General features: G+C 64.1%; 25 protein-coding genes. 8 read left to right on the top strand and 17 right to left on the bottom strand.

Annotated elements, in window-relative coordinates; genetic code table 11:
• Positions 1-50: 50 nt before the first annotated feature.
• Complete coding sequence (locus NKJ75_RS03795; protein WP_023835128.1) at positions 51-2,096, bottom strand: oxidoreductase; 2,046 nt, start codon at positions 2,094-2,096, stop codon at positions 51-53.
• Positions 2,097-2,236: 140 nt separating this feature from the next.
• Here NKJ75_RS03795 and queF point away from each other — a divergent pair, with 140 nt between their 5' ends.
• On the top strand, positions 2,237-2,698 hold the full coding sequence (gene queF, locus NKJ75_RS03790) for a preQ(1) synthase (RefSeq protein WP_023682931.1): 462 nt from the start codon (positions 2,237-2,239) through the stop codon (positions 2,696-2,698).
• A 219-nt stretch (positions 2,699-2,917) separates the two neighbouring features.
• Here the strand turns inward: queF and NKJ75_RS03785 are convergent, their stop codons facing one another.
• From NKJ75_RS03785 to NKJ75_RS03770, 4 genes are all read right to left on the bottom strand, one after another.
• On the bottom strand, positions 2,918-3,529 hold the full coding sequence (locus tag NKJ75_RS03785; protein ID WP_031204700.1) for a hypothetical protein: 612 nt from the start codon (positions 3,527-3,529) through the stop codon (positions 2,918-2,920).
• A gap of 4 nt (positions 3,530-3,533) precedes the next feature.
• Positions 3,534-4,013 (bottom strand): DUF3828 domain-containing protein, encoded by a 480-nt coding sequence (locus NKJ75_RS03780; protein WP_023835126.1) that lies wholly within the window; start codon positions 4,011-4,013, stop codon positions 3,534-3,536.
• Positions 4,014-4,106: 93 nt separating this feature from the next.
• Positions 4,107-5,756, bottom strand: a complete 1,650-nt coding sequence (locus NKJ75_RS03775; protein WP_023698003.1) for an ABC transporter substrate-binding protein — start codon at positions 5,754-5,756, stop codon at positions 4,107-4,109.
• Between the two features lie 61 nt (positions 5,757-5,817).
• Entirely contained in the window at positions 5,818-7,368 is a 1,551-nt protein-coding gene (locus tag NKJ75_RS03770) for a trimethylamine methyltransferase family protein (protein WP_023694427.1), read from the bottom strand.
• An 89-nt stretch (positions 7,369-7,457) separates the two neighbouring features.
• Here NKJ75_RS03770 and NKJ75_RS03765 point away from each other — a divergent pair, with 89 nt between their 5' ends.
• Positions 7,458-8,360, top strand: a complete 903-nt coding sequence (locus NKJ75_RS03765; RefSeq protein ID WP_023671586.1) for a LysR substrate-binding domain-containing protein — start codon at positions 7,458-7,460, stop codon at positions 8,358-8,360.
• Between the two features lie 274 nt (positions 8,361-8,634).
• Complete coding sequence (mutL, locus tag NKJ75_RS03760; protein ID WP_023745493.1) at positions 8,635-10,488, top strand: DNA mismatch repair endonuclease MutL; 1,854 nt, start codon at positions 8,635-8,637, stop codon at positions 10,486-10,488.
• A 25-nt stretch (positions 10,489-10,513) separates the two neighbouring features.
• On the opposite strand, the gene NKJ75_RS03755 is transcribed toward mutL, so the two are convergent.
• Positions 10,514-11,275 (bottom strand): hypothetical protein, encoded by a 762-nt coding sequence (locus NKJ75_RS03755; protein ID WP_155923615.1) that lies wholly within the window; start codon positions 11,273-11,275, stop codon positions 10,514-10,516.
• A 109-nt stretch (positions 11,276-11,384) separates the two neighbouring features.
• Positions 11,385-12,278: a DMT family transporter gene (locus NKJ75_RS03750; RefSeq protein WP_352499221.1), complete on the bottom strand. Its 894-nt coding sequence runs from the start codon at positions 12,276-12,278 to the stop codon at positions 11,385-11,387.
• A 92-nt stretch (positions 12,279-12,370) separates the two neighbouring features.
• On the opposite strand from NKJ75_RS03750, the gene NKJ75_RS03745 reads away from it, so the two are divergent.
• Entirely contained in the window at positions 12,371-13,297 is a 927-nt protein-coding gene (locus NKJ75_RS03745; RefSeq protein WP_023826123.1) for a LysR substrate-binding domain-containing protein, read from the top strand.
• A gap of 17 nt (positions 13,298-13,314) precedes the next feature.
• Here NKJ75_RS03745 and NKJ75_RS03740 read toward each other — a convergent pair whose 3' ends face one another.
• On the bottom strand, positions 13,315-13,920 hold the full coding sequence (locus NKJ75_RS03740) for a hypothetical protein (RefSeq protein ID WP_352499220.1): 606 nt from the start codon (positions 13,918-13,920) through the stop codon (positions 13,315-13,317).
• A 113-nt stretch (positions 13,921-14,033) separates the two neighbouring features.
• On the opposite strand from NKJ75_RS03740, the gene NKJ75_RS03735 reads away from it, so the two are divergent.
• Positions 14,034-14,267: a DUF2093 domain-containing protein gene (locus tag NKJ75_RS03735; protein ID WP_023671580.1), complete on the top strand. Its 234-nt coding sequence runs from the start codon at positions 14,034-14,036 to the stop codon at positions 14,265-14,267.
• Between the two features lie 60 nt (positions 14,268-14,327).
• Here NKJ75_RS03735 and NKJ75_RS03730 read toward each other — a convergent pair whose 3' ends face one another.
• The 8 genes from NKJ75_RS03730 to epmA all read right to left on the bottom strand — a co-directional run bounded on the left by NKJ75_RS03730 (position 14,328) and on the right by epmA (position 21,729).
• Entirely contained in the window at positions 14,328-14,810 is a 483-nt protein-coding gene (locus NKJ75_RS03730) for a PM0630 family protein (RefSeq protein ID WP_155922435.1), read from the bottom strand.
• Positions 14,811-14,899: 89 nt separating this feature from the next.
• Positions 14,900-15,928 carry a tetraacyldisaccharide 4'-kinase gene (gene lpxK, locus NKJ75_RS03725; protein ID WP_352499219.1) on the bottom strand — a complete coding sequence of 343 codons (1,029 nt, stop codon included), beginning with the start codon at positions 15,926-15,928 and terminating at the stop codon, positions 14,900-14,902.
• The gene (gene waaA / locus NKJ75_RS03720) at positions 15,929-17,245 is read right to left on the bottom strand and encodes a lipid IV(A) 3-deoxy-D-manno-octulosonic acid transferase (RefSeq protein WP_352497297.1); all 1,317 of its coding nucleotides are present in this window, start codon (positions 17,243-17,245) and stop codon (positions 15,929-15,931) included.
• Positions 17,242-18,030 carry a lysophospholipid acyltransferase family protein gene (locus NKJ75_RS03715; protein ID WP_023682942.1) on the bottom strand — a complete coding sequence of 263 codons (789 nt, stop codon included), beginning with the start codon at positions 18,028-18,030 and terminating at the stop codon, positions 17,242-17,244. The genes waaA and NKJ75_RS03715 overlap by 4 nt, the downstream gene beginning before the upstream one ends.
• A gap of 5 nt (positions 18,031-18,035) precedes the next feature.
• Entirely contained in the window at positions 18,036-18,281 is a 246-nt protein-coding gene (locus NKJ75_RS03710) for a DUF4170 domain-containing protein (RefSeq protein ID WP_023682943.1), read from the bottom strand.
• A 68-nt stretch (positions 18,282-18,349) separates the two neighbouring features.
• Positions 18,350-19,156, bottom strand: coding sequence for a 3'(2'),5'-bisphosphate nucleotidase CysQ (locus tag NKJ75_RS03705; protein WP_023682944.1), 807 nt, complete (start codon positions 19,154-19,156; stop codon positions 18,350-18,352).
• Positions 19,143-20,486 carry a TldD/PmbA family protein gene (locus NKJ75_RS03700; RefSeq protein ID WP_031194038.1) on the bottom strand — a complete coding sequence of 448 codons (1,344 nt, stop codon included), beginning with the start codon at positions 20,484-20,486 and terminating at the stop codon, positions 19,143-19,145. Before NKJ75_RS03700 ends, NKJ75_RS03705 begins: the two co-directional genes overlap by 14 nt.
• Before the next feature lie 196 nt (positions 20,487-20,682).
• The gene (epmA, locus tag NKJ75_RS03695; RefSeq protein ID WP_352499218.1) at positions 20,683-21,729 is read right to left on the bottom strand and encodes an EF-P lysine aminoacylase EpmA; all 1,047 of its coding nucleotides are present in this window, start codon (positions 21,727-21,729) and stop codon (positions 20,683-20,685) included.
• A 129-nt stretch (positions 21,730-21,858) separates the two neighbouring features.
• Between epmA and efp the strand changes: the two genes are divergently transcribed.
• The 3 genes from efp to NKJ75_RS03680 all read left to right on the top strand — a co-directional run bounded on the left by efp (position 21,859) and on the right by NKJ75_RS03680 (position 24,842).
• A complete protein-coding gene (efp, locus tag NKJ75_RS03690; RefSeq protein ID WP_023682947.1) occupies positions 21,859-22,428 on the top strand; it encodes an elongation factor P in 570 nt (189 codons plus the stop codon).
• A 71-nt stretch (positions 22,429-22,499) separates the two neighbouring features.
• Positions 22,500-23,960: a phospholipase D-like domain-containing protein gene (locus NKJ75_RS03685; RefSeq protein ID WP_023752060.1), complete on the top strand. Its 1,461-nt coding sequence runs from the start codon at positions 22,500-22,502 to the stop codon at positions 23,958-23,960.
• Positions 23,961-24,041: 81 nt separating this feature from the next.
• A complete protein-coding gene (locus tag NKJ75_RS03680; protein WP_023671569.1) occupies positions 24,042-24,842 on the top strand; it encodes an endonuclease/exonuclease/phosphatase family protein in 801 nt (266 codons plus the stop codon).
• A gap of 1 nt (position 24,843) precedes the next feature.
• Here NKJ75_RS03680 and NKJ75_RS03675 read toward each other — a convergent pair whose 3' ends face one another.
• Positions 24,844-26,811 (bottom strand): glycoside hydrolase family 127 protein, encoded by a 1,968-nt coding sequence (locus tag NKJ75_RS03675; protein WP_352499217.1) that lies wholly within the window; start codon positions 26,809-26,811, stop codon positions 24,844-24,846.
• Positions 26,812-26,847 lie beyond the last annotated feature (36 nt).

Raw genomic sequence — 26,847 nt, 5'->3', positions numbered from 1 at the left:
CGGAAGGGTGAGATCGAGCTTTGGAACAAGCCGTAGGCCGGCTTGTAGGCTCAAACCCGCAAGCCGAACCTGATGCCGTCATAGATGGCGGCATGGATGTTGCGCGAGGCGACTGCATCGCCGATGCGCAACAGCACGAAGCCGCCTTCGGGATTGCGTGAAGGAAAAATATCGCCGCCGCCGACCAGCCGCTCATAGTCGACCGCGCCACCATTCTTCGACAGCGGTTTCAGCTGGAGATAGAGATCGTCGAGCGGCGCCGTGCCGTGCTCGACCACCACCTGGTCGACCCGCCTCTCGCCGCGCCAGCCGTCGGCAAAGTCGGAGGCGAGTTCGGCGACCAGCTGGTTGCCCTCGCGCCGTACCGAGCGCAGCCTGGTGTTGATGGTGATGGTGACGCCCTTCTCCTGGAAGGCGCGCATATAGGGCACGTGGTTCATGCCGCCCATTTCGGGGGCGAAGAAGCGCTCCGGCGAAACCAGCTCCAGCTTCGAACCGGCATTGGCGATCAGCTCCGCCGCGCCCATGCCCTGATGGCCGCCATTGTCGTCGAAGAGCAGCACGTTCTCCGCCGGCTTGACGCTGCCGGCCATGATGTCCCAGCTCGACGTGACGAGATTGTCGCCTGATGTCAGCGGCGGGTTCTGCGGCAGGCCGCCGGTGGCGATCACCACCACATCGGGCGACAGCGCCAGCACATCGTCCTGCTCGGCCCATGTATCGTAGCGGATCCCGACGCCGAGCCGGTCGAGTTCGGCCAGCCGCCAGTCGATGATGCCGATCAGTTCCTTGCGGCGCGGGTTCTGCGTCGCCAGCCGGACCTGGCCGCCGGCCTGACCGGAGGCTTCAAGCACCGTGACATGATGGCCACGTTCGGCCATGACGCGAGCTGCCTCGAGCCCGCCAGCGCCAGCGCCAACGACGACGACGTTCCGCCTGGGCCCTTCGGTCTTCAGGATGATATGCGGAATCTCGGCCTCGCGGCCGGTCGCGGCATTGTGGACGCACAGCGCCTCGCCGCCTTCATAGATACGATCGAGGCAATAGGTGGCGCCGACGCAAGGCCGGATCTCGTGCTCGCGGCCTTCCATGACCTTCTTGATGATGTGCGGGTCGGCGATATGGGCGCGGGTCATGCCGACCATGTCGAGCTTGCCGGTCGCGATGGCGTGGCGCGCCGTGGCGACATCGGAAATCCGCGCCGCATGGAAGGTCGGAAATTTCGTTGCCGCCCTCACCTCGCCGGCGAAATCGAGATGCGGGGAAGAGCGCATGCCGGTCACCGGGATAACCTTGGTGAGCGCCGCGTCGCTTTCGATCGAGCCGCGGATGATGTTCAGGAAATCGACCTTGCCGGAATTCGCGAGCCGTCTGGCGATCTCGACGCCCTCGGCCTTCGACAGGCCTTTGTCAAAATCCTCATCGGCGACCATACGGATGCCGACGATGAACTTTTCACCGACGGCAGCCCGCACGGCATCCAGCACCATGTCGGTGAAGCGCAGCCGGTTGTCGAGCGAACCCCCGAACTCGTCGTCGCGATGGTTTGTGGCCGGCGACCAGAAGCCGTCCATCAGATGGCCGTAGGATTCGAACTCGATGCCGTCGAGGCCGGCCGCCTGGCAGCGCTGCGCAGCGGACGCATAGTCGGCGACGATGCGCTCGATGTCCCAGTCCTCGATAGTTTTCGGGAACGCGCGGTGCGCCGGCTCACGCACCGGCGAGGCCGACAGCACCGGCAGCCAGTCTGCCTTGTTCCAGCCGGTGCGGCGACCAAGATGGGTGATCTGGATCATCACCTTGCAGTCATGCTCGTGGCAGGCGTCCGCCAGTTCGGCCAGCCACGGCACGATGCGGTCGTCATAGACATGCAGATTGCCAAAGGCGGCCGGGCTGTCGCGCGAGACGATCGCCGAGCCCGCCGTCATGGTCAGCGCCATGCCGCCCTTGGCCTTTTCGGCATGGTAGAGCCGGTAGCGCTGTTTCGGCATGCCGTCCTCTGAATAGGCCGGCTCGTGGCTGGTCGACATCACCCTGTTCTTCAGCGTCAGGTGTTTGAGCTGGTAAGGCTGGAGAAGCGGGTCGTTGCTGGTCATCATCTTCCTGCCATTCCAGTTTGTGTCGGAGCAGCGCGCGCTGCTCCAGTTCTTGTCTTGAGCATCGAATTTATCCGAAAATCGCTGCACACTTTTTGATCCGATGCTAATGAGCGCGGAAAATCCCCAGGAAAACCACGATGATCGATACCAAAACCCTCACCCAGCTCGGCGCCCACGTCGAGACGCCACAGAGCCCGGAGACCGCGGTCCTGGAGACCGTGCCGTTCCAGCGCGGCGACGGACCGCCGGCGATCGTGCGCTTCACCTGCCCGGAATTCACCTCGCTCTGCCCGGTAACCGGACAGCCGGATTTCGCTCATATCGTCATCGACTACGCACCCGATGCCACGCTCGTGGAATCGAAGTCGCTCAAACTGTTCATGACCTCGTTTCGCAACCATGGCGCTTTCCATGAAGACTGCACGGTGATGATCGGCCGCCGCATTGTGGCGGCAACGAAGCCGCTGTGGTTGCGCATAGGCGGCTATTGGTATCCGCGCGGCGGCATTCCGATCGATGTCTTCTGGCAGACCGGCGCTCCGCCCGAAGGCGCCTGGTTGCCCGACACCGGCGTTGCCCCCTATCGCGGAAGGGGCTGAAGCTATTTTGCGGACCTTTAGCGGGACAGCGCCCCCCTCTGTCCTGCCGGACATCTCCCGCACACGGGGGGAGATTGGCCGCCACATAGGCTTTCGCTAATCTCAAATCTTGCGAAGCGGGCGAGACGCTGGAACTGCTGATCTCCCCACCCGTGGGGGAGATGTCCGGCAGGACAGAGGGGGGCGCGAAGGATCGCAGGCGCTGACCCTCAATCAACATTATTCGCACTGATACTGGCTGAGCGCCCATTCACCGGTCACCGAAAGCAGATCGGATATCTTCCAGTCGCCGTCGACTTTCCTGAATTTCCATTCAAGGCGATGCGGGTTGCCGGCGACGACGAAGGCGACAATGACCTTGGCCTGGTCGCCATTGATCGCTTCGAGCGTCTTCAGGCTCTTATCGATCTCGGCCTTGTCATAGGCGGCATTGTCGAGCGCCATGTTGGGGTCGAGGCATTCGCCCTGCCCGGATTTGCGCAACGCGTCGCTCTTGTCGAGTACGGTCTTGGCCGGGTCGACGAAGTTTTTGCGCTGGGTCGGATCGAGCTCCAGTCCCACCTGATCGTAAAATGGCCGCACCACCGCCGTCGGGGATCCCGGCAGAATGGGTGCGGCCCGTGCGGCGTCGGCCGGCGGCCACCCAACCGGCGGTGTCGCCGGTTCCACCGCTGTCCCGGGTGGATTTGCGGGCGGTGCTGCGCCGGCCGGTGCCGCCACGGCCGGCGCATTGGCTGGCGGCGGGCCCAACAGGCCTTGTGCTGCGGCTGCGCTCATACCCACCGCCAGCACGCACATGGGCGACAGCACCAGGGCAAGACGCCGGAGCACGGGATCACTCCGGCGCTTTGTCGGGCATGCATTCCAGCGCGCTTAGCGTCCAGTTGCTGGTCTTGGAGGTGATGTCGGCGACCTTCCATTTGCCGTCGATTTGCTTCAGCGACCACAGCATTTCGCGTTTAGAATCATCGCCTTCCGCAAAAAGGCTGAAGGTGGCGGTGACTTCGGCCGTATCGCCATTGACGGTCTCGGCCAGCTTCAATGTCTTGGCAATCGACTTCTGGTCGAAATCCTGGGCGTCGAGGCCGGGATCGAAGTCGAGGCAGGCGACTTCGTCGGGCTTGTTCTTCGTTGCCTGGTCGTTGAGATCGAACAGCTTGGTCACCGGCTCGGTGAAGCGGTCGCGGTACTTTGCATCTCCCTCGAATTTCACCTCGGGCACATAAAAGAACTTCACGGCGTTGGAAGCCGGCCCGGCCAGCACCGTCGCTGGCAAGGCAATCGAAAAGACAGCGGCAAGCACTATCGGTTTCATGCAGGATCTCCGGAAGTTTGGCGGCAAGGCGGCAATACCAGACATCCTGCATATCGGCTTTTTTGCGGCTCATGAAGCCCCGGCTGCACCGTCTCAGCCATCCAGCCAGACGTTCTGCAGGTCCATCTCGAAGGTCTGGTGGACGCCGTAGTTTTTCACCTTCTTGTTCATGTGGCTGTAGAGCTTCTGCCAGAAGGGTTGAATGATGACGCCGGAATCCTGCAGGATCTGCTCGACATCCTTCATCACCTCACGCCGCTTCTCCACGTCGATCAGCGACAGCGCCTGCTTCAGCTTGGCGTCGAAGTCCGGGTTGGAATAGGCCGATTCATTCCAGGCCTCGCCGGTGCGATAACCAAGCGCCAGGACCTGGACGCCAAGCGGGCGCATGTACCAGATGGTCATCGAATAGGGATATTTCGTCCAGTCGTTCCAGAAGGTCGAGCCCGGCAGCACCGTGCGCTTGACCTTGATGCCGGCGTCGCGCAGTTGGCCGGCAATCGCGTCGCCGGTGTTCTTCTGCCAATCGTCCTCGACGGTGATCAGCTCGTGCTCGAAATCGGCCTGCCCAGCGTCGGCCATCAGTTTCTTGGCGCCGGCCGCGTCGCGCGTCTTCTTGGGCAGCGCGAAATATTCAGGATGGATAGGGCTGACATGGTGGTTTTCACCGACCGTCCCTCGCCCGGCATAGCCGAGTTCCAGCACCGCATTGTTGTCGACCGCCATCTGCAGCGCGTTGCGCACCCGCTGGTCGTCGTAGGGCTTGTGGGTAACGTTCGTGCGGGCAACCAGCGTGGTTGCCGTCGCAACCTCGGACTTCTCCAGCCCCATCTTATCCAGGATGTCGATGAAGTCGGCCGGCGTCTCGAAATTGAGGTCTATCTCGCCGGATTCGAAGGCGTTGATCGAAGCGTTGAAGTCGGTGCCGTAGTCGATGAACTCGACGCTGTCGAGCGGCGCTTCACCACCCCACCACTTGCCGTTTTCACGACGCTTGACCACCGCCTTCTGGCCGACATCGTAGGAGACCAGTTCGAACGGGCCCGTGCCGATCGGCTTCTTGACCGGGTCGGCGCCTTCGGCGTCGAAATTGCGGTGGACGACGAGCGCGGGATAATCGGTGAGGTTCGGGATCAGCGAAATGTCGGGCGCGCTGAGCGTCAGCTTGACCGTATTGTCGTCGACCTTGGCGATCGCGCCTTCCCTGGCCTTGCCCGACTTTTCGTCGATCAGCCCGCCGACGCGAGCGGCCATGGAGTTGCCGGCGACCTTCTTCTCGCACCAGCGGGTAACATTGAAGACCACGTCATCGGCGTTGAAAGCATCGCCATTGTTCCAGGTGATGCCCTTGCGCACATGCAACGTGTATTCCGTGGCGTCGTCATTGATGTCCCAGCTTTCGAGCAGCACTGGCTCGAAGGTGAATTCCCTGGTGTAGCGGACCAGCGGCTCCAGCCAGCAGCGCGAGATGTTGGCGAGTTCCACCCAGTCATAGGTGCGCGGATCTTTTTGGGCCTTGACCGACATCGATATGTGCAGCGTGCCGCCCTTCTTCGGCTCCTCGGCAAAAGCCTGTCCCGGCGCGGCAAGGCCGATCATGCCGTAGGCCAGCGCCGTCGATGCGCCGAACGCACTTGCCAATGCAAGAAACTCGCGCCGGTCCATACGGCCAGCACGCGTCTCTTGCGCCATCGCCTCGATGGCCGTTGGCACGCGATCGCCATTGCTTTTGAAAACTGTCATGTCTCTCTCCCTTGCGGTTCCCATCGGGTCTTCGCCCGTTATCAACTCATTCGTCGTTCTCTTAGCTAACGCTGTCGGGCAGCCTCTCTTCGCGCTGCGCGATAAAGTCCCTGAGGCCCTCGGCAATGCCCTCATCGAGTTTCGGCTCTTCATAGTCGGCCAGCATGTTGCGGGCTTTCTCGCGGCCGCGCGTGTCGTGGTCCTTCGCCCCTCCAGCCTTCCATTGTTCGTAGGAGTTGAAATCCATGATGGTGGGCATGAAGAATGCCGACTCGTAATGATCGAGCGTGTGCTGGGTGCCGAGGAAATGGCCCTGCGGCCCGACTTCGCGGATCGCCGCCATGGCCTCCTTGAAATCGTCGAACGGCAGGCCGCCGGCATATTTATACCAGCCGACAAGCTGCTCGCAGTCGGTGGCGAATTTCGAATAGCCGCAGGTCAGCCCGGCCTCCAACCAGCCGGCGGAGTGCCAGATATAATTGGCGCCGGCGAGGATGGCGGCATGCATCAGCATGTTGGATTCATAGCCGGCCTGGGCGTCGTTGAGCTTGGAGCCGACATGGAAGCCGGAGGTTCGCCAGGGCAGTTTGTATTTCCGCGCCAGCGCGCCCATCAGATACATCATCTGGGCGGCTTCCGGCGTGCCGCCCATCGGCGCGCCGGTCTTCATGTCGACCGTCACCATGAACTGGCCGTAGATTTGCGGCGAACCCGGGCGCAGCAGTTGGGTGAAAGCGACGCCGGCCAGTGCTTCGGCATTGACCTGCGCCACCGCGCCGACGGCCGAGGCCGAAGTCGATGCGCCGCACAGCGCAAAGGGAGCCAGGATCAGCGGCTGATTGCTGCGCGCATAGACCTTCATCGCGTCCAGCATGGTGGCGTCCCACACCAGCGGCGAGTTGCAGTTGGTAATCGACACCAGCACCGGGTTGTCGCGAACGAAATCTTCGCCAAAGACGATGCCCGCCATCGCCATCGTGTCTTCGGCGCGGTCTTTGGAAGTAACGATGCCCATGAACGGCTTGTCGGAATGCTTCAGCGCCGAATGGATGATGTGGAGATGCCGTTTCGGCACCGCGATCTCCATCGGCTCGCAGATGATCGAACTCGACGAATGCAGCGCCGGGGCCATGTAGGCGAGCTTGTGGAAATTGTTGAGGTCTTCAAGCGTGCCATAACGCCGGTTGTTGTCGAGGTCGCGCACGTAAGGCGCGCCATACATCGGCGCGAAGATGGAGTTCTTGCCGCCGACGCGCACGGTGCGCTCGGGATTACGCGCATTGAGGGTGAATTCGGACGGAACCTTCGCGACCAGTTCCATCAGCAGGCCGCGGTCGATGCGGACGCGTGTCTCGGACACGTCGGCGCCCGCCGCCTTCCACATGGCGATCGCCTCGTCGTCGCGGAACTCGCAACCGACCTCTTCGAGGATGGCGAGTGACTCCTGGTGGATCAGTTCCACCGCCTCGTCCGGGACCATCTGGTAGGTGGGGATCTCGCGGACCAGCGTCGGGAACGAGGTGACGGGGGCGCTCCTCAGCGCCTTGCGTCCGAGGCGACCGCCGCCGCGGCGGTGGGTTTGCTCGGTCAGTTCAGTGGCCGGTGCGTTCATGGAGCCTCCTCATTCCGTCCAACCAAGTTAGCGAGAGGAAATATGGATGTGATGCTGGAAAATCCTGATCTCTTGTATAAGCTCAGCTTATGCGTAGCCTGCGCCACCTCCTGCCCTCGGCCGGCAGCCTGATCGTCTTCGAGGCGGCGGGCCGGCTGTCGAGCTTCACCGCTGCCGGGCGCGAGCTCGGCATGACGCAGGCCGCCGTCTCTTATGCGGTGCGCGGGTTGGAGGAACAGCTTAGCGCGCAGCTGTTCCAGCGCCGCCACCGCCAGGTCGTCCTGACAGAAGCGGGCGAACGCTTCCATGCCGACGTCTCGCTCGGTCTGTCGCATATCCGCAAATCGGCCGAGGATCTGCGCCTGCAGGCGAGCGGCGGCCATGTCACGCTGGCGGCGTCGACCGCCTTCGGCTCGTTCTGGATGATGCCGCGCCTGCAGCAGTTCCGCGATGAACTGCCGGGCATCGACTTGCGCATCCAGACCGCCGACCGTGATCTCGACATCATCGCCGAGGGCATCCCGCTCGCCGTTCGCGGCGGCGAACCGCGCGACTGGGCCGATTATCATTCGCTGCCGCTGGCCGACGAGGAGATTTTTCCGGTGGTTGGCGCCAGCTATCTCGCGAAATTCGGCATGCCAAGGAGCGTCGCGGAGCTGGCGACGCATCGCCTGATCCACCTCGAGGAGCCCTACCGCGAGGCGGCTAGCTGGGACGAATGGTTCCAGTCTGCGGGCGGCAGGCTCGACAACACCGCGCGCGGCCTGCGCATCAACGATTACGGCCTCGTGATCCAGGGCGTCATGGAGGGCCAGGGCATCGCGCTCGGCTGGCGGCATCTGGCCGAACGGCTCCTGGCGTCGGGGCTGCTGGTGCCGGTGACCGACCATGTGCTGAGAACCGGCAAGGCGTTCTATGTGGTTTGGCCGAAGAACCGGGAGTTGAGCGAGAATGCGCGGAAAGTCAGGGACTGGCTGGCGGCGCAGGCTTGAAATCGGTTGCAGCGTAGTCACTATCGCGGAGTTCCTTCACACCCCCCTCTGTCCTGCCGGACATCTCCCCCGCAAGGGGGGAGATTGGCAGTTCATATGTCGCGTCACCCTTCAAGCATTGGAGATTGGCGAAAGCCGTCGTGACATCTGATCTCCCTCCTTGCGGGGGAGATGGCCGGCAGGCCAGAGGGGGGTGCTGTCCCGCTGGCGTCTCCAATGTCCGGCATTCATTGAAGCCTTCCGCACACCCTTCGAATCCGCCTATAATACCCCCATGCCCATTCGCCAGCTTTCCGAAACGATGATCAACCAGATCGCCGCCGGCGAAGTCATCGAGCGTCCGGCGAGCGTGGTGAAGGAACTGGTCGAAAACGCGCTCGACGCCGGCGCCTCCCGCGTCGAGGTCGTCACTGCCGGCGGCGGGCTGAACCTGATCCGCGTCACCGATGACGGCTCCGGTATCCCCGAACAGGAACTGGCGCTGGCCATTGCGCGCCACTGCACCTCGAAACTTGCCGACAACATTCATGATATCCGCTCGCTCGGCTTCCGTGGCGAGGCGCTGCCGTCGATCGGTTCGGTGGCGCGGCTGTCGATCCGTTCGCGCACGACCGCAGGCGACGCTGCCGCCGAGATCGCCATCGAAGGCGGCCGCGTTTCGGCGGTCAAACCGGCGGCGGCCAATCGCGGCACAACGGTCGAGGTGCGCGACCTGTTCTTTGCCACGCCGGCGCGGCTCAAATTCATGAAGGGCGAGCGGGCCGAAAGCTCGGCCACCAGCGACGTGGTCAAGCGCATCGCCATCGCCTTCCCCGCCGTGCGCTTCACGCTGGCCGGCTCGGACCGCTCGACGCTGGAATTGCCGGCGACCGATGACAGTACCGAGGGCAGCCTGCGCCGCGTCGCCCAGGTGATGGGCGCCGAGTTTCCCGACAATTCCATCGCTATCGACGCCAGCCGGGACGGCGTGCACCTGACCGGCCACGTCTCGATCCCGTCCTTCACCCGCGCCAACGCGCTGCAGCAATATGCCTATGTCAACGGCCGTCCGGTGCGCGACAAGCTGATTGCCGGCGCCATTCGCGGCGCTTTCGCCGATGTGCTGCCGCGCGACCGGCACGCGGTGACCGTGCTGTTCCTGACGCTCGATCCGGCGACCGTCGACGTCAACGTCCACCCGGCCAAGGCCGATGTGCGCTTTCGCGACCCCGGCCTGGTGCGCGGGCTGATCGTCGGCGCCATTCGCGAGGCGCTGGCCAATGCCGGCATCCGCGCCGCCACCAGCGGGGCCGCCGGGATGGTGGCGGCGTTCCGGCCGGGAGCCGCCTCCTACGCCCATGCGGGTCCTGCCAACGGTCATCGCAGTTATGACGCGGCCTACCGGGCCTCGGGCTTTTCGGGCTTTGACCGCTCGCCACAGCGGCCGCTGGATATGGGATTTGACGGCGCCGGCTTCCGCGAAAACGACCAGGCTGCATTCGACGCCGGTCCGCTCGCCAGCGCCGATGCGCGTGCCGGCTTAGCCGAGCCGGCCGAGACGCTGCTCGGCACCGCGCTGGGCGCCGCCCGCGCGCAGGTCCACGAGAACTACATCGTCGCCCAGACCAGGGATTCGCTTGTCATCGTCGACCAGCACGCGGCGCATGAGCGGCTGGTCTACGAGGCGCTGAAGAATGCCCTGCACTCGCGCGCGGTGCCCTCGCAGATGCTGCTTCTGCCGGAGATCGTCGACCTGCCGGAGGAGGACGCCGAGCGGCTGGCCATGCATTCCGAAACGCTGGCCCGGTTCGGCCTCGGCATCGAGCGTTTCGGCCCCGGTGCGGTGGCGGTGCGTGAGACGCCGTCCATGCTCGGCGAAACCAATGTCCAGCAATTGGTGCGCGACCTTGCCGATGAGATCGCCGACAACGATACCGTCGAGACGCTGAAAGAGCGGCTGGACAAGATCGCCGCCACCATGGCCTGCCATGGCTCGGTGCGCTCCGGCCGGCTGCTCAAACCCGAGGAGATGAACGCACTGCTGCGACAGATGGAGGCGACTCCCGGCTCCGGCACCTGCAACCACGGCCGCCCGACCTATATCGAACTCAAGCTCGCCGATATCGAGCGGTTGTTCGGAAGGCGGTGAGCACAAGCCAGGTCAGGCCACACGCTCAATTCACCAACAGGCGATAATCCTTGAACCTATGAGAGAAAACGTAATCCCTTGAGTAACCGGCGCCACCGCCGCGAAAATTCACGGAGATTATCTCGAAGCTTCTCCCAACCTGTTTTTGAACATTCATGTAGATGGGAGTCATCAGCATGCCGGCATCACAATCGTCGTCATCGAAAGCGATCTCCTGAACGACCTTCTTTTTCTTCTTATCGATGACCCGCAGCTTATTCATGCAGACGAGAAAGCCCGCTTTCTCGTAGACCCCGGCAAATCTGTGGGTGGCTGTCTGCGCCCAGAAGGGAATCTCGACGGTGCCGTCAACCTTCGCCTCACCGGTATCGTCGAGGCTTGCGACCTTCTTCAGCGTGATCGGGAACTTGTCCGAGCCCTTGCTCCAAGTCCCTGTTGCGCCGCTTTCGCCAAGGTCGAGAGAAAACGGACATCCGGCGGTGCCAACGGGCGTTTTCGATCCCATGACCAGCACCCGGTCGAACTCCCTGTCGTCCGCAATCTCGCAAAGGAAGACGCTGGTGCCACTGATCTTGCCGTACACCGCTATCGGGCTTTGCTTCGCGTCGTGGAAATAGCTCCCCTCGACCGTAATCCCGCTGCCGAAACTGTCATATCTCTGCAGCGATAGGTGGACGGGGTTAGGTCCGATGGAGCCTTCGTAGTTTTCGACCTGATACCAGCCCGCGGCGGCTTTCCCGGTCAGCAGCAAAACGCAAAACATTGCCGATATGAACAGTCTTCCCATTCCGTCCCCCAGTGAAGGCAGCGTACCATAGCTGTCCTTCCTCTGGGTGTCTGCGTTCTGATGGAAGCGGTTCCCGGTTTGAGTCCGAAAACAGCTCCAATCATTTGTTTTAACGCATCAAATTCACGACGATGACGCCGCCGAGCGCCAGCGCACCGCCGATTATGCCGAGCAGCGTCGGCACTTCGCCCAGCCAGAAGAAGCCGATCAGGGCTGACATGGGCGAGACCAGATAGAGGAAGTTCGAGGCGCGCGCTGCCGGAAGACGCGACAGAGCGGTTGCCCATGCGGCATAGGCGATCAGGCTGGGCACGATGCCAAGAAAGATCACGGCACCGATACCGGCCGTGTTGGCGACCGCGGCCTGCGCAAAGCCGCTCGGCAGAAAGGGTGCCAGGCAAAGCGCGCCAAGGATCATGTTGGAGGCCGAAATGGTCAGCGGGTGATGGCGGGCAAAGAGCGGCTTCTGCACGATCGTATTGACGGCCGAGCACAGCGCGGAGCCAAGAACCAGCAGCGCGCCGGTGTCGAAACTCAAGCCATTCTCGTCGGCCACGGCGATGATGCCGATGCCGGCGATAGAAATCGCCGTGCCGAACCAGGCCCAGCTTGAGAAGCGCTCGCCGAGCAATGCCATTGCCATGATGGCGGTGAAGATCGGGCTGACATTGATGATGAAACCGGCGGCACCCGCCGAAAGCGTCAATTCGCCGAAATTGAGCATGACAGTGTAGAGCGCGACGAAGATGGCGCCGCCAAAGACCAGGCGCCACACTTCGTCGAGCCTCGGCAGCGCCGGGCGCTTGACGGCAAGAAAGATCGCCGCCGGCACCGCGGCAATGGCAAAGCGCAACGCACCGAGTTCCAGCGGCCCGAAAGCGGCGAGGCCGGCACGGATCGCGGGAAAGGCCGAGGCCCAGCCAACCACCGTCAACGCCACGGCGATGGCCGCCGTGGTGTCCATCCGCTGTGTCGGATTCGACGTGCTGGTCGTTGCGCTCATCTGCCTGTCCTCGGGTTCCCAGAGTGTTGAAAGGCAGAAAGCGCCTTTTCGGCGCCGTTGACAAACGATCAAATCGAGGATCACCTGTGACTATGGATCACAGCTCAGACACAATGGTGCCGCTCGAGACCCTGCGCGCCTTCGATGCGGCGGCGAGAACGGGGAGCTTTTCGGCCGCGGCCGAGAAGCTCAACATCACCCACGGCGCCGTCAGCCGGCAGATCGCCAAGCTGGAAGACTGGCTGGGCCTGAAAGTGTTCGACCGCGGCGCGCGCGGCGTCTCGCTGACCATCGAGGGCAACCGCCTGCATCTGCGCACGGCGGAAGCCTTTGCGCTGATCTCCAGCCATTCCGACCGCTGGGTCGAGCCGCGCGGCACCGCCGTGGTGCGGCTGACCTCGATACCCTCCGTCAGCGGGCTGTGGCTGATGCCACGCATGGCGGCGCTGGAGAACAATCCCACCAAGCTGCGCATCGTGCTCGACGTCGACATCCGCCAGGCCGACCTTGCCGATGAAGGCATCGACCTGTCGGTCCGCTGCGGGCGCGGCGGCATTCCGGGCCGGATCTCGGTGAAGCTGTTCGAGGAACATGTCTTTCCCGTCGCCGCGCCTGGCCTTGCCCGCGAGATCGGTCGCGGCGACCCGGCCCGGCTGCTCAAATTTCCACTGATCAACGATTCCGACGCCTCCGGATGGCGTGCCTGGTTTGCCGCGCAAGGCATGGACTACCGCCCGCGCCCGCAGGACCGCCGCTTCGAGGACTATAATCTGGTGCTCGACGCTGCCGCCTATGGGCTCGGCATCGCGCTGGCGCGGCCGCCATTGACCCGACATCAGCTGGAGTCGGGCCGCATCGTTGCCGTCGATGAGCGCACGGCGCTGAACCCGGTGTCGTACTGGCTCGACCGGCCGCTGGGGCGGCCGCGCACGGCTGCCGCCGAGCTTTCGCGCCGCATCGCAATTGAGGCTGGGCTGGCGATGGAAAAGATGGAAGCGTTCCTCGAAGCCGAGCGATAGCGGCGATTGTTCGGTGCTCAGCCAAGCACCAGCAAGGCGAGCCCGACAATGGCGACGGCCAGAAACCCGGCTGCCAGCGCCATCAGGCCGACACGCATCTGCTGCCGGCCTTCGGGCTGGACCGTGTCATTCGACCCAGACATCGCCTGCCCCCGCTTCGCCGCCGCGTCGGTGGCGGAGGCGCGGCGCGGCGGCGAAACCTCCGGTGCGAGAAGCGCAAACCAGGGCAGTCCTGCCGGCTTTGCGGCAGCGCCATCATCGGCCCTGGCCGGCGGCACCGGCAGACCGCGCTGTGCTTCGTCGTTGGCTGGCGTCGCCTTGCCTGTCGCAGCCGTTGTCGGCCCGAAATCGTCGGGCGCCGCGTCACCCGGTTCGGCAAGCGCCAGATAGGCCTGCAGGATCTCGGCTGAACCCGTCTGCTGCCCCTTTGCGACGGCTGCGGACAACAGCGCCTGCAGCGCCGGCGCCGCTGCCGGCTGCAAAGGCGCACCGGATGGCGTCGGCGGCTGCACCAGCGCCTTTATAAGTGCTGCTTTCGCCGGATCGGCCTTCGCCGACGGCACCGCTGCCAATATCATGGCCTCGCGCAGCAGCGCAGTCAGGCGGGCGGATGAAATGTCCATGCCGGTCCCATAAGAATGGTTTGGAGCCGACAATAGCGCCTCAGCATTGCGTCAAGCTTGACCTTGCCGGCAATTTATGGCGATGAAATCAGCATGAACTCTGGCACCACCCCATGATGAACCGCTTCGAAGGCCCTGGCGGCAAGGAAGCCCGGATCCGCTATCTCGACGGCGACTTCCAGGTCACCAGCCCCGGCGCATTCGTGCGCTGCGCTGTGACCGGTGAGAGCATTCCGCTGGACGAGCTCAAATATTGGAGCGTCGCCAGGCAGGAGCCCTATGTCAGCGCCGCCGCCTCGCTGCGCCGCGAGATCGAAACGCATCCGGACCTGCGCAGCCGGGGCTAGATCGGCACACCGGAAAGCAAGGCTCACCGTCGATCTGATTTTCCTGGAACGCCTGCGGGACTATGGCTTTGAGGATGCCGGCGCGTTTTCGACCGAAAAGTCGAATTTATGAACAAGCCGATCTCCGACAAGCACTTTGATGGAATACGGCCCGATCGGATCACCCTCGGCCATGCACCACCCATGCGAGATCCATCCGTCCTGCGGTTTGTAGAACATGGTGGTCTCGGAGACCCTTCGATCGCCCGATAGCTTGCTCAAGCTGTATTCGTTTCCGTCGATACCACCCCACTGCCTGGGCTCCGCGGGAAGCGCGAACACCTCGGTGACCGATACCAGTCTGTCGCCTTGCGCCAGACGTACGCGCCATTCAAAGCAGGCGCTATCGGGGATAAGCGGTACAATGTTTGAGGGCCGAACGTGGGTAGCACCGTCCGCTTCGGTGACCGAGACCAGAAATTCGCTGTCGGTCGCGGTGGGTGCCTGCGCCGAAGATGGGTTCGCCATCGCCACAAGAACAAAGCCCACAAAGAGTGCCCGCAACCTAACCATTCCACCCCCCGCGCTGAAGCCGGTCTGACTTATAATTGTGATAAGCGGCGAGAAATATCCTGTGTCAACGCGGGAGCGCCCTACCCTCGCAGCCGGCGCTGTCTCCAGGCATCCAGCGTCTCATCGATGATCCGCTCCGGCACATTGTCGAGCTCGAACGTGGCGTCTATCTCCAGCACGTCGAGTTGACCAAGGAATTCAGCCGAGGCTGCGCCATGGCGCAGCCGGGCTGCGTCCTTGGCGGTGGTCACGAGGCCCAGTCCCTCACGGCGCGCGGTTGCCGCCAGTTCGGCGAGTTCGTCGGGGGCATAAAAATGATGGTCCGGAAACGACCGGCTCAGCGCCACTTCCGCGCCCGTGCCGCGCAGCGTCTCGAAGAATTTTTCGGGATGGCCGATGCCGGCAAAGGCGAGGAACCGCCGGCCGGCGAACCGCTCCTTGCCGCCCGGTTCAGCATGCGCCTCGAAGATCGGCCGGCCGGCGCGCGCCGCCTGGCGCACGACCTGGTCGGCGGCGGTGCCCTCGCCCATCTTCAACAGCCCATCGGTGAACACCAGTTGGTCGACGACGTTGGCGCGCAGCGGCCCACCCGGAATGACGCGGCCATTGCCGATGCCGTAGCGGGCGTCGACGACGACCAGCGCATAATCAATATGGATGCGCGCGCTCTGAAAACCGTCATCCATGATCAGGAAATCGCAGCCATGGGCTTCCATGAGCAGCTTGGCGCCGGCGGCGCGGTTCGGGCTTACCGCAACCGGCGCATGCTCGGCCAGAAGCAGCGGCTCGTCGCCGACATGCTTGGCGGCGTCGTGACTGGCATCGACAACATGCGGCTGCGCAAACGAGCCGCCATGGCCGCGCGACAGGAATCCGGGATTGAGCTGCATGCGCATGGCCTGCTTGGCCAGCGCGATGGCGACCGGCGTCTTGCCGCTGCCGCCGACGGTGAAGTTGCCGACGCAAAGCACTGGTGCGTCGATCTTTTCACGTACCGCCCGGTGCATACGGCGGCCGGCGACCATGCCATAAATCGCTGATAGCGGCGACAGCGCAAAGACCCGCCAGTCCGGCGCTTCCCACCAGAAAGGTGGTGCTTCGGACGCCACCTATCGCCCGTCGGCGCCCTTCAGGCGCGACTTGACGATCAATGGCTGGATATAAGGCTCAAGCGATTTCAGCGTGTGCGCCAGCGCACCGCGCATCTGGTCGACGGTGGCGGCACCGGCCGCCATCATCTCATGGCGCGCGACTTCATTGCTCAGCAGGAAATTGACGGCGCCGGCCAGCATGTCGCGGTCACGCACCAGCTTGGCGCCGCCGCTGTCGAGCAGACGCTGATAGGCTTCACGGAAATTCTGGACGTTGCGGCCGGCAAGCACGGCGGTGTCGAGCATGGCCGGCTCCAGCGGGTTCTGGCCGCCTTCCGAGGTCAGCGAGCGGCCGACAAAGGCGATTTCCGTCAGCCGGAGATAAAGCCCCATCTCGCCGATCGTATCGCCGAGCAGGATATCGGTGTCGGCGGTGATCCGCTCGCCCTTGCTGCGCCGCGCCAGCTTCAGCCCCATTCCGGAAATCTGCGCGGCAAGGGCTTCGGCGCGGTCGGGATGGCGCGGGACGATGATCGTCAGCAGGCCATGGTGGCGCTTGTAGAGCGTGGCGTGAACTTCCGCCGCGACCACCTCCTCGCCGTCATGGGTCGAAATTGCCGCCCAGGTCGGGCGGCCGGCGATCTGTCGCTTCAGCGTCGCCAGCGCCCGTTCGTCGACGGGCGGCGGCAAGGTGTCGACCTTGAGGTTGCCGGACACGGTGACCGGCCGGGCGCCAAGCGCGCGAAACCGTTCGCCGTCGACATCCGACTGGGCAACGACATGTGCAAGGTTCTCGAACAGCGCCTCGGCGATGTTGGCGCGCTTCTTCCAGGATTTGAACGAACGGTCGGAGAGCCGGCCGTTGACCAGCACCTGCGGCACGTGGCGGGCGCCGAGCTCGAGGATCGTCATCGGCCATATCTCGGATTCGGCGATGATAGCCAGGTCCGGCCGCCAGTGATCGAGAAAGCGGCTGACGGCCGGCTTGAGGTCGAGCGGAACATATTGGTGGATGATGCGGTCGCCCAGCCGTTCGTCGGCAACCTGCGCCGAAGTGACTGTGCCCGTCGTCAGCACGATGTTGACACCGTAGTCGAGGATGCTTTGCACCAGCGGCACGACCGCAAGGGTCTCGCCGACGCTTGCCGCATGGATCCAGATCACCGGCCCTTCGGGGCGCGGCCGCCCGGCAACGCCGTAGCGCTCACGGCTGCGGCTGCGGTCTTCCTTGCCCTGCGATGTGCGCCAGGCGACATAGGGACCCATCAGCGGATAGGCGGCTGCACCGGCAAGGCGGTAGGCCGCCAGGAAGGCGCGCGCCCAGCCGACGCTCATGGCCTGCCGTCCACGAGCCGATAGGCCTCGGCGGTTGCGGCATTGAGCGCGGCCGTGACTTCCTGGCGCTTGCGCTCCATTTCGGCCTCGTCGGCATTGGCCGGCACGAAAACCGGCGTTCCGATGACGATCGAGGAGCGGCCGAACGGCAGGTTGATGGTGGTCTTGTCCCAGCTCCTTTCCAGCACCTTGCGGCGGCTGGTGGCGATGGCGGCAGGCATGATCGGCCGGCCGGAAAGGCGTGCCAGCAGAACGATACCAAGCCCCGCGTCGCGCGGCGTGCCGTGGGGAATGTCGGCGATCATGGCGACGTTCTTGCCGGCCACGAGTGACTTTTTCAGGGCGATGAGCGCCTTGGCGCCGCCCTTGTCGAGATGCTTCGTGCTTTCACGCCCGCCGGAGCCGCGCACCGCCTCGATGCCGAATTTTTCGATCATCAGCGCGTTGAGTTCGGCGTCCGCGCTGCGCGAGACCATGGCGACCAGCGGCCGTCCCTTGGGATAATAGGCTGGGGTCAGCAGATGCTGGCCATGCCAGAGCGCGATGATGCCGGGTTCGAATTCGGCGTAGTCGCCGCCTGAAAATTTAGCCGAGCCTTCGACCACGCGGTTGGTCAGGCGCACCAGGCGGACGAACTGGGCGAGCAGGCTGACGATCATGCTCTTGACGATTCGCGACTGCGCCAACGGCTCGCGGATCTTGCGCCAGAATGTCTTCGAACTGCCGCCGCGTCTTCTTCGGACCGCGGCGCCGGTGGGCTGCCCTTTCACCGCTTCATGCTCCATCGCTGTCAACCGGCGGCCTTGCTTTCAGGGTCGAGCAGCCGGTGCAGATGGACGACGAAATAGCGCATATGGGCATTGTCCACGCTGGCTTGCGCCTTTGCCTTCCACGCGGTGTGCGCGGTTTGATAGTCCGGATAAACGCCAACGATGTCGAGCGCGTCGAGATCGCGGAACTCGGTGCCTCCCAGCTTCTTCAGCTCGCCGCCGAACACCAGGTGCAAAAGCTGTTTCTTTCCGTCTTCCGCGGCCATTTCGGTCCTTCACATATTGTGAGTTTGCGACAGGTCTAGCCCAAAGCTGCCGACTTTGGAACCTTCGATCACGCTTCCGTATCGGCAATGACGCCGGCAAGCACGGTCAGCAACTGCCCGCTGCCGGCGACCAGCGCGCCGTGACGGATGATCTCCCCGGCATAAAGCGGCGCGCGGCCATGGCCGTCGAGCACGGCGCCGCCAGCCTCGCGCAAGATGAGATCGGCGGCGGCGATATCCCAGTCATGCGCGTTGGGCTTGACGAAGGTTGCGTCGAGCGTGCCGTTGGCGACCATCGCCAGCCGGTAGGCGAGAGAGGGAATGTGCGCCGCCCGCCGCACCCGGCCCTGCCATTGCGCCGGCATCAGGTCGATCAACTGCTTCAGCCCGCCGATCTCGACCGTCTTACCCAGGCCGCGCACGGCAATCGGCTTGCCGTTGCGGAAAGCTCCATGGCCAGGCAGCGCCCAATAGGTTTCGCCCTTGGCCGGACATTCGAGCACACCGGTGAGCGTGCGGCCATTCTCGACCACCGCGACGCTGACGCACCACGAGCGCAGACCTTCGAGGAAGCCGCGGGTGCCGTCTATGGGGTCGACGACAAAGGTGCGCCGCGCCAGAAGCCGCGCCGGATCGTCAGTCGTTTCCTCTGATAGCCAGCCATAGTCCGGCCGCGCCGCAAGCAGGGTCTCGCGCAGATAGGCGTCCGCCGCGTGGTCGGCTTCGCTGACCGGCGAGGTGCCGCCCTTCATCCACACTTGCGGGTTCTTGCCGAAATAGCGCATGGCGATCGCGCCCGCCTCGCGGGCGGCGTCGCGCAGCAGATCGAGGTCTTCCGAGGCCCCGGCCGATATGACCGGGTCACGCTCCGGCAAGGGTCATTCCTTCGATCAGCAGCGTCGGTGCGGCAGTGCCGAAATCGCGGTCAAGATCGCTCGCCGGAACCATATTGAGGAACATCGTCTTCAAATTCGAGGCGATGGTCACCTCGGCCACCGGATAGGCAAGCTCACCATTGTCGATCCAGAAGCCGGATGCGCCACGGCTGTATTCGCCGGTCACCATGTCGACGCCCTGGCCGAACACTTCAGTGACATAAAAGCCGGATTTTAGCGACCTGATCAGGTCTTCCGGCGTCCTGTCGCCCGGCTCGATGGCGAGATTGGTCGAAGACGGCGATACCGACGAGCCGCTGCGCGCGCCGCGTCCGTTGGTGGTCAGCCCCAATTCCCGCGCGGCGGACGTCGACAGGAACCAGTGCTTCAGCACGCCGTTCTCGACCATCAACAGCTTTTCGCCCTCGACGCCTTCGCCGTCGAACGGGCGCGAGGCCTGGCCGCGACGCCGTAGCGGCTCGTCGGTGACGGTGATGGCAGCCGACGCAACCTGCTTGCCCATCATCTCGCGCAAAAAACTGGTCTTGCGCGCCACCGAAGCGCCGTTGATGGCGCCGGCGAGATGACCGGCAATGCCGCGCGCGACGCGCGGATCGAACACCACGTTGACCGGACCGGTCGCCGCCTTGCGGGCGCCGAGGCGGCGCACGGCGCGCTCGCCGGCCTTGCGGCCGATCAATTCCGGTGCGTCCAGATCGGAAAAATGCTGGTTCGAAGAGTATTCGTAGTCGCGCTCCATGCCGGTGCCTTCACCCGCAATCACGCTGGCCGAACGCGAAAAGCGCGACGCGACATAGTGGCCGACGAAGCCGTTCGACGTGGCAAGCACCAGCCCGCCGAGGCCTGCGCTGGCGCCGCTGCCGGCCGAATTGGTGACACCCTTGACTGCAAGGGCCGCTTCCTCGGCGGCAAGGGCCGCTTCCTTCAACTGATCGGCCGAAACCTCGGTGGCGTCGAACAGATCGAGGTCGCGCACCTTGCCAACCAGCAAAGCCGGATCGGCGAGACCCTGATAGGGGTCCTCGGGCGAGACTTTGGCCATGGCCACGGCGCGCTCAGCCAGCGCCTTGGGGTCCGATGCCGCCGTCGCCGAGACGCTCGCCACCCGGTTGCCGACGAAGACGCGCAGCGAGACATCGTCGCCCTCGGACGCTTCGGTGTGCTCGACCTTTCCCAGCCGCACCGACACGCCGATCGAACGGCCGCGCACGGCAACCGCGTCGGCGGCGTCGGCGCCGGCCCGCTTGGCAGCCTCGACCAGTGCCGCGACGCGGTCGGTCAATTTCGCTGCCTCTGATGTATCGGTCATGCGCGTGGTCCTGGCTGAAGCCGCGCCGGGCGGTAGCGGCTGCTGCACCATCTATTGTCCCAATGCGGCTTGTGCAATGGCGCACGGGCAATTGTCCCGCTGCGGCATAGCGCCCAAGCGGCCCGCAAAGCCATCCGCGGCGGCGCCACAGACGCGCGGCTTGACCGGTTTGTGAGTTTAACCGAGGCCGATTCCGTCAAGGAGTGGCGACCGGCGTCCAGATCACGTCATCGATCCTCGTCGCGCCCGTTGCCAGCATCACCAGCCGGTCGAAGCCAAGCGCCGAGCCGCTGGCTTGCGGCATGATGGCGAGGGCGGCGAGAAAATCCTCATCCAGCGGATAGCGCTCGCCATAGACGCGCTCCTTCTCGTCCATCTCGGCGGCAAAGCGCCGGCGCTGCTCGGCCGGATCGGTCAGTTCGCCAAAAGCATTGGCGAGCTCGACGCCGCAGCAATAGAGCTCGAAGCGCTCGGCCACGCGCTGGTCCTCCGCGCTCGGCCGGGCCAAGGCGGCCTCGGAGATCGGATAGCCATAGAGGATTGTGGCCCGCCCCTGCCCCAGCATCGGTTCGACCTTTTCCACCATCACGCGGCTGAACAAATCGGCCCAGTTGTCATCGTCGGCCGTGCGCAGGCCGGCCTTGACCAGAGCATCATGAAGTGCGGCGCGGTCTGTGCCGCCATCGGCAGAAACGGTGGCAAGAAGATCGATGCCGGCGTAACGCCCAAAAGCTTCCGCCACGCTCACGCGTTCCGGCTCGGCAAACGGATCGGCCTCGCGGCCGCGAAAGCGGAAGGTTTTGGCGCCGGCCCGCTCAGCCGCGAGCTTCAGCAGTTCGGCGCAATCAGCCATCAGGCTCTCATAGGTTTCGCCGACTCGGTACCATTCGAGCATGGTGAACTCCGGGTGATGCAAAGGACCGCGCTCGCGGTTGCGCCAGACGGCGCCCAGGCTGAAGATGCGCCGTTCGCCGGCGGCAAGCAGCTTCTTGCAGGCGAATTCCGGTGAGGTGTGGAGGTAAAGCGGCCGGCGCGCACCGTCGGCGCCGATAGCCTCGGTGGCAAAGGCGGAGAGATGCGCCTCATTGCCCGGTGATATCTGCAGCGCCGCCGTCTCGACCTCGATGAAGTCGCGCTCGCCAAACCAGCTGCGCATTGCGGCAGCTATGGCGTTACGCGCCATCAGCCGCGGCCGGCGGTCGGCGTGAACATCCGGCGTCCACCAGGGCGAAGCGCCAGTCATGGGTTTGCCGGGCAACGGAATTGCTGACAGGGCTGGCGGTTCGGGCCAAGATGCGCTACGGCGACGGCTCTCGCAGCCGATTTGCGCCGAACGATCGTTTCAGGCCAACGAAGTCTAGGATTGAAAACCGTGGTGAAGGTCATCGCCAGTTCGCTCCGTAAAGGCAATGTCGTCGACAAGGACGGCAAGCTTTACGTGATCCTCTTTGCCGAAAACATCCACCCTGGCAAGGGTACGCCGGTCACCCAGCTCGACATGCGCCGCATCTCCGACGGGGTGAAGGTTTCGGAGCGCTACCGCACCACCGAGCAGGTCGAGCGCGCCTATGTCGAGGAGCGCGAGCACACCTTCCTCTACGCCGACGCCGAGGGGTATCACTTCATGAACCCGGAAAGCTACGACCAGGTCGCGGTGCCGGAAAGCGTGGTCGGCGACATGGCGCCCTACCTGCTCGAAGGCATGGCGGTGCAGATTTCGCAGTTCAACGGCATCGCCATAGCCCTGGTGCTGCCGCAGCGCGCTACTTTCGAAGTGGTCGAGACGGAGCCGACGACCAAAGGCCAGACGGCGTCCTCGTCATACAAGCCGGCCGTGCTTTCCAACGGCGTGCGCACGCTGGTGCCGCCGCACATCGCGCCGGGTACCCGCGTGGTGGTGATGACGGCCGATGGCGCTTATGTGGAGCGGGCGAAGGACTGAGGCGCGAGCGCCTCCGTCCTGGTTGATCCGTTGCATTGCCTTCTGCGGCCGCTGGCTCGATAGTCCTGCCGATGTGGCAGACCTTTGTGACCTACTGGCCTCTGATCCTTGTGATCATTCCGATGCTGATGGCCGCCATCGGCATCGTCCACGCAATCATGACCAAGGAAGACGTGCGCGCCGCCACCGGCTGGGTCGGCGTGATGATCTTGTCGCCGTTCCTTGGCGCGATCATCTATGCCATTGCCGGCATCAACCGCATCCGCCGCGCCACGATCAGCGCCATGCGGCCCGTCGCCGGTGAAGCCGAGACAGCCAAACACGACCACGACATTGCGCTCGAAACACTCATCTCAGCCGAATTCGGCCAGCGCTTTGCCGGCCTGAAGACGCTAGGCGACAGGGTGGCGCGGCGCGGCCTGCTTTCGGGAAATGCAATCACCATCCTGAGGACCGGCGACGAAGCCTACGCGGCAATGTGCGGGGCGATCGACGGCGCACGGCGCAGCATCCTGCTCGAGACCTACATCTTCGACAATGACGAGATCGGACGACGTTTTGTCGGATCGCTGGCCGGAGCGGTCCGGCGCGGTGTGACGGTTCGCGTGCTGATCGATGCGGTGGGCGTGCGCTATTCCGTGCCCAGCATTCTTGGGACACTCCGGGAAGCCGGCGTCACCGTCGATCTGTTCAACGGCAACATCGTCATGGGCCTGAGACTTCCCTATGCGAATTTGAGGACGCACAGGAAAATCCTGATCGTCGACGGCGCGGTGGCATTCACCGGAGGCATGAACATCCGCAAGGGGTTCTCGGCTGAATTCGCTGGCACTGCCAGCTCGGCGGATACGCATTTCCAGGTCACGGGGCCGGTCGTGGCCGACCTGTTCGCGGTTGCCGCCGAGGACTGGCGTTTTGCCGGCAACGAGGCCCTCAAGGACGAGGTCTGGCACGTGGCAAAGCCCTCGCCGCCTCCCGGTCAGCCGATCCTGGTGCGGGCGGTGGCGTCGGGGCCGGACGCCAGCATCGAAACCAACCACAAATTGCTGACGGGGGCATTTTCCGTCGCCCGCAAATCGATCCGCATCATGTCGCCCTATTTCCTGCCGGACCGGGAATTTGTCAGCGCGCTGGTCACGGCTGCCCGGCGCGGCGTCGAGATCGACATCGTCGTGCCCGCGGTCAACAATCTCTTCCTGGTCGGCCGCGCCATGACGGCGCAGTACGACCAGGTGCTGAAGCACTATTGCCGCGTCTGGCGTCATGAAGGGTCATTCGACCATTCGAAGCTGTTGTCGGTCGATGGCGTCTGGGCCTATGTCGGCTCTTCCAACCTCGACGCCCGGTCGCTGCGGCTGAATTTCGAAATCGACCTGGAGGTGCTGGATACCGGCTTTGCCGCCGAGATCGAAGGGCGCATCGGAGCGGCAATCGCTTCCGCCAAACCCGTCACACTCGCAACCTTGAAAGCGCGGCCATTTCTCATCCGGGTTTTTGACCGGTTGTTATGGCTGGGATCGCCCTATCTCTAATGCATACCGCCTCGAAGTGGTCCCGGTTGTGAGAGAACGATATGCATAGAACAAAGAATCAGGACATCGAATAGCAGGCCTATGGACATAAACGGACGCAGCCTTCCTGAAACAGTGCTCCTGTCGATCCGCGGCAGGAAAGCGCGCAAGGCGAACGCGACGCCGCGCAAGCACATTGAAGGCGCCCAGATGGTGGTCGCCTCCTACAACGTCCACAAATGCATCGGCACCGACCGCAGGTTCGACCCCGAACGCACCGCCCGCGTCATCCGCGAGATCGGCCCCGACGTCATCGCGCTGCAGGAGGCCGACAACCGCTTCGGCGATCGCGCCGGGCTGCTCGACCTTGCCCGGATCGAACACGAAACAGGGCTTGTGCCGGTGCCGGTTTCCGGAAGCGGCAAGGGCCATGGCTGGCGCGGCAACGTGCTTTTGTTCAAGCGCGGCACGGTGCGCGACGTCCATCAGATCAAGCTTCCGGGACTGGAGCCCCGCGGCGCGCTGGTTGCCGAGATCGACCTCGACGAAACGCGCACTCTGCGCGTCATCGCCGCGCATCTCGGCCTGTTGCGCCGCTCGCGTTCGGAGCAGGCCCGCGTCGTGCTCGACATCATGAGCAACCAGGATGAAAGGCCGACCTTGCTGCTCGGCGACCTCAACGAATGGCGGCTGGGCAACCGCTCGGCGCTCAAGACGCTGCACGCCACCTTTGGTTTCACGCCGGCGGCGGTGCCGACTTTTCCCTCAGGCCTGCCGGTGCTGGCGCTCGACCGGATCATGGCCAACCGGCACGGCATGGTCTCGTCGGTGGAAGCTCATGATACGCCGCTGTCGCGGGTTGCGTCGGATCATTTGCCGCTGACGGCGTTCGTCAGCCTGTAACTCATCCGTCCCGCAGCCAGACCAGCATCTCACCGGGTTCACGGTTGTCCCAGGCAAAGTACGGGACGGCGGTGATTTTCGTTTCGCTCACCGTCGGCGGATCGGTGCGATAGAGCCCGGTTTCCCAGTTTTCCTGGGCTTCCTTGCTGGCAAGTGCCGAAAGCGTGACGATGCCGCCGAGCAGGTTCGGCTCGGCATGCGCCTCGATTTTTGCCGTTCGCGGCAGAGCGATCCGATGCAACTGGCCGGCATTGTCGGTCTCCTCGACGCAATAGATCAGCGGACCGCGCGCAAGTGCGACGCGGCCGATGTCCTGACGCACCTCCGGATTGGCGAACAGACGGGCGATCGACATTTCGAGATCGAGTTCGACCCGGTCGCCCTGGCGCCACTCGCGCCGGATCGCGGCATAGCCGTCGCTGGTGATGCCGTCCAGATCGACGGCGGCGCCGTTGATCTTGAGCGCCGCCTTGCCGCACCAGGACGGGACGCGCAGGTGCAAGGTGAATGCCACCGGAGCGTCGGCTTCGATCCGGATCGAGACCGCGCCATCCCAGGGATAATTGCTGGTCTGAATCAGACTGACCGCCCGGTTCGATATGTCGAAGCGCGCGGTGCTGTCGCCGTAGAGATGAACGGCCAGCGCGTCGTCCGACAGGCTGTAGAAATAGCTGCCGATGGAGGCGACCATGCGGCCGATATTCGGCGGGCAACAGGGGCAGCGATGCCATTTCCAGCGATTGTGCCTGCCCCGGCTCTCCAGCGGGTTCTCGTAGAAGAACAGCGAGCCGTCGAGCGACAGGCCGGAGATCGAGCCGTTGTAGAGTGCCCGCTCCATCATGTCGGCGTAGCGGGCGTTGGGACCCATGCCGAGCATGCGACTGGCCCAGAACACGAGGCCGACCGAGGCACAGGTCTCGGCATAGGCGGTTTCGTTGGGCAGGTCGTAGTCGCTGGTAAAGCCCTCATTGTGCGCCGATGGCCCGAGGCCGCCGGTGACATAGAGGTTCTTGGTGGTGAGATCGTTCCACAGACGGTCGAGCGCTACCCTGAGCGTGTCGTCGCCATATTCGGTGGCGATGTCGGCCATGCCGGAATAGAGGTACATCGCCCTGACCGCATGGCCGACGACCTTGTCCTGCTCGCGCACCGGCTTGTGCGACTGGTTGTACTCATAAGTCTTGAAATGATAGGCCTTCGGGTCGGCGCCGCGCGCACGCGCCTCCTCGTCGAAATAATGCGGCTGTTGCCCGCGCTGGTCGATGAAATACCTGGCCAGGTCCATGTATTTCTGCTCGCCGGTCGCCCGCGCCAGCTTGACCAGCGCCAGCTCGATCTCCTCATGGCCGCAATAGCCCTTCTTCTTGCCCGGCTCCGGACCGAAGGTGTCGGCGATATGGTCGACATAGCGGCACATGATATCCAGCAGCTTGCGCTTGCCGGTGGCCTGGTAGTAGGCGACCGCGCCTTCGATCAGATGGCCGGCGCAATAGAGCTCGTGGCAATCGCGCAGATTGGTCCAGCGCTTGCCGGGCTGGATACGCTGGTACCAGCTGGAGAGATAACCGTCTTCCTGCTGCAGTCTGCCGTAGAGGTCGATGACGGCATCGATCTTCTTCTCGAGCGCCGCGTTCTTGCGCCGGTAGAGCGAATAGGCCGCGGTCTCGATGGTCTTGCCCCAATCGGAGTCCCAGAACATCTGCGTCGTCACCGTCGAGCCGGTGAAGCCGGGGCTGGCAGCCTCGTCGGGCGACGGCGAATGGAACGGAATGACGACGCCCGGCGAGGGCCGGTCCGGGTCGATCTGCTCCAGCATGCGCGCCTCGACGCAGCGCTCGTAGAGGATGTCGGCGGTGCGCGACGCCACGGCATCGACACGGTCGCCCCAGAAGCCGCGGACATCGACCTGCGGCACCGGCAGTGGGCGGAAGGCGAGTTTGCCGGGCTTGGCGGATGGTTGAACGGTCATCGTGTCACTCCGTTGGATATTGGTCATTTCACGGCG

The organism is Mesorhizobium sp. M0058 (assembly GCF_040323095.1).
Lineage (GTDB): Bacteria > Pseudomonadota > Alphaproteobacteria > Rhizobiales > Rhizobiaceae > Mesorhizobium.
The sequence above is the reverse complement of the archived record's forward strand: the minus strand, read 5'-3'. Positions and strand labels throughout refer to the sequence as shown.

What these genes read in the sequence shown, in the direction of transcription:
- NKJ75_RS03795 (WP_023835128.1), bottom strand. Translation starts at nt 2,096, where the DNA reads ATGACCAGCAACGACCCGCTTCTCCAGCCTTACCAGCTCAAACACCTG.
- queF (WP_023682931.1), top strand. Translation starts at nt 2,237, where the DNA reads ATGATCGATACCAAAACCCTCACCCAGCTCGGCGCCCACGTCGAGACG.
- NKJ75_RS03780 (WP_023835126.1), bottom strand. Translation starts at nt 4,013, where the DNA reads ATGAAACCGATAGTGCTTGCCGCTGTCTTTTCGATTGCCTTGCCAGCG.
- NKJ75_RS03775 (WP_023698003.1), bottom strand. Translation starts at nt 5,756, where the DNA reads ATGACAGTTTTCAAAAGCAATGGCGATCGCGTGCCAACGGCCATCGAG.
- NKJ75_RS03770 (WP_023694427.1), bottom strand. Translation starts at nt 7,368, where the DNA reads ATGAACGCACCGGCCACTGAACTGACCGAGCAAACCCACCGCCGCGGC.
- NKJ75_RS03765 (WP_023671586.1), top strand. Translation starts at nt 7,458, where the DNA reads ATGCGTAGCCTGCGCCACCTCCTGCCCTCGGCCGGCAGCCTGATCGTC.
- mutL (WP_023745493.1), top strand. Translation starts at nt 8,635, where the DNA reads ATGCCCATTCGCCAGCTTTCCGAAACGATGATCAACCAGATCGCCGCC.
- NKJ75_RS03755 (WP_155923615.1), bottom strand. Translation starts at nt 11,275, where the DNA reads ATGGGAAGACTGTTCATATCGGCAATGTTTTGCGTTTTGCTGCTGACC.
- NKJ75_RS03750 (WP_352499221.1), bottom strand. Translation starts at nt 12,278, where the DNA reads ATGAGCGCAACGACCAGCACGTCGAATCCGACACAGCGGATGGACACC.
- NKJ75_RS03745 (WP_023826123.1), top strand. Translation starts at nt 12,371, where the DNA reads ATGGATCACAGCTCAGACACAATGGTGCCGCTCGAGACCCTGCGCGCC.
- NKJ75_RS03740 (WP_352499220.1), bottom strand. Translation starts at nt 13,920, where the DNA reads ATGGACATTTCATCCGCCCGCCTGACTGCGCTGCTGCGCGAGGCCATG.
- NKJ75_RS03735 (WP_023671580.1), top strand. Translation starts at nt 14,034, where the DNA reads ATGATGAACCGCTTCGAAGGCCCTGGCGGCAAGGAAGCCCGGATCCGC.
- waaA (WP_352497297.1), bottom strand. Translation starts at nt 17,245, where the DNA reads ATGAGCGTCGGCTGGGCGCGCGCCTTCCTGGCGGCCTACCGCCTTGCC.
- NKJ75_RS03715 (WP_023682942.1), bottom strand. Translation starts at nt 18,030, where the DNA reads ATGGAGCATGAAGCGGTGAAAGGGCAGCCCACCGGCGCCGCGGTCCGA.
- NKJ75_RS03710 (WP_023682943.1), bottom strand. Translation starts at nt 18,281, where the DNA reads ATGGCCGCGGAAGACGGAAAGAAACAGCTTTTGCACCTGGTGTTCGGC.
- NKJ75_RS03700 (WP_031194038.1), bottom strand. Translation starts at nt 20,486, where the DNA reads ATGACCGATACATCAGAGGCAGCGAAATTGACCGACCGCGTCGCGGCA.
- epmA (WP_352499218.1), bottom strand. Translation starts at nt 21,729, where the DNA reads ATGACTGGCGCTTCGCCCTGGTGGACGCCGGATGTTCACGCCGACCGC.
- NKJ75_RS03685 (WP_023752060.1), top strand. Translation starts at nt 22,500, where the DNA reads ATGTGGCAGACCTTTGTGACCTACTGGCCTCTGATCCTTGTGATCATT.
- NKJ75_RS03680 (WP_023671569.1), top strand. Translation starts at nt 24,042, where the DNA reads ATGGACATAAACGGACGCAGCCTTCCTGAAACAGTGCTCCTGTCGATC.
- NKJ75_RS03675 (WP_352499217.1), bottom strand. Translation starts at nt 26,811, where the DNA reads ATGACCGTTCAACCATCCGCCAAGCCCGGCAAACTCGCCTTCCGCCCA.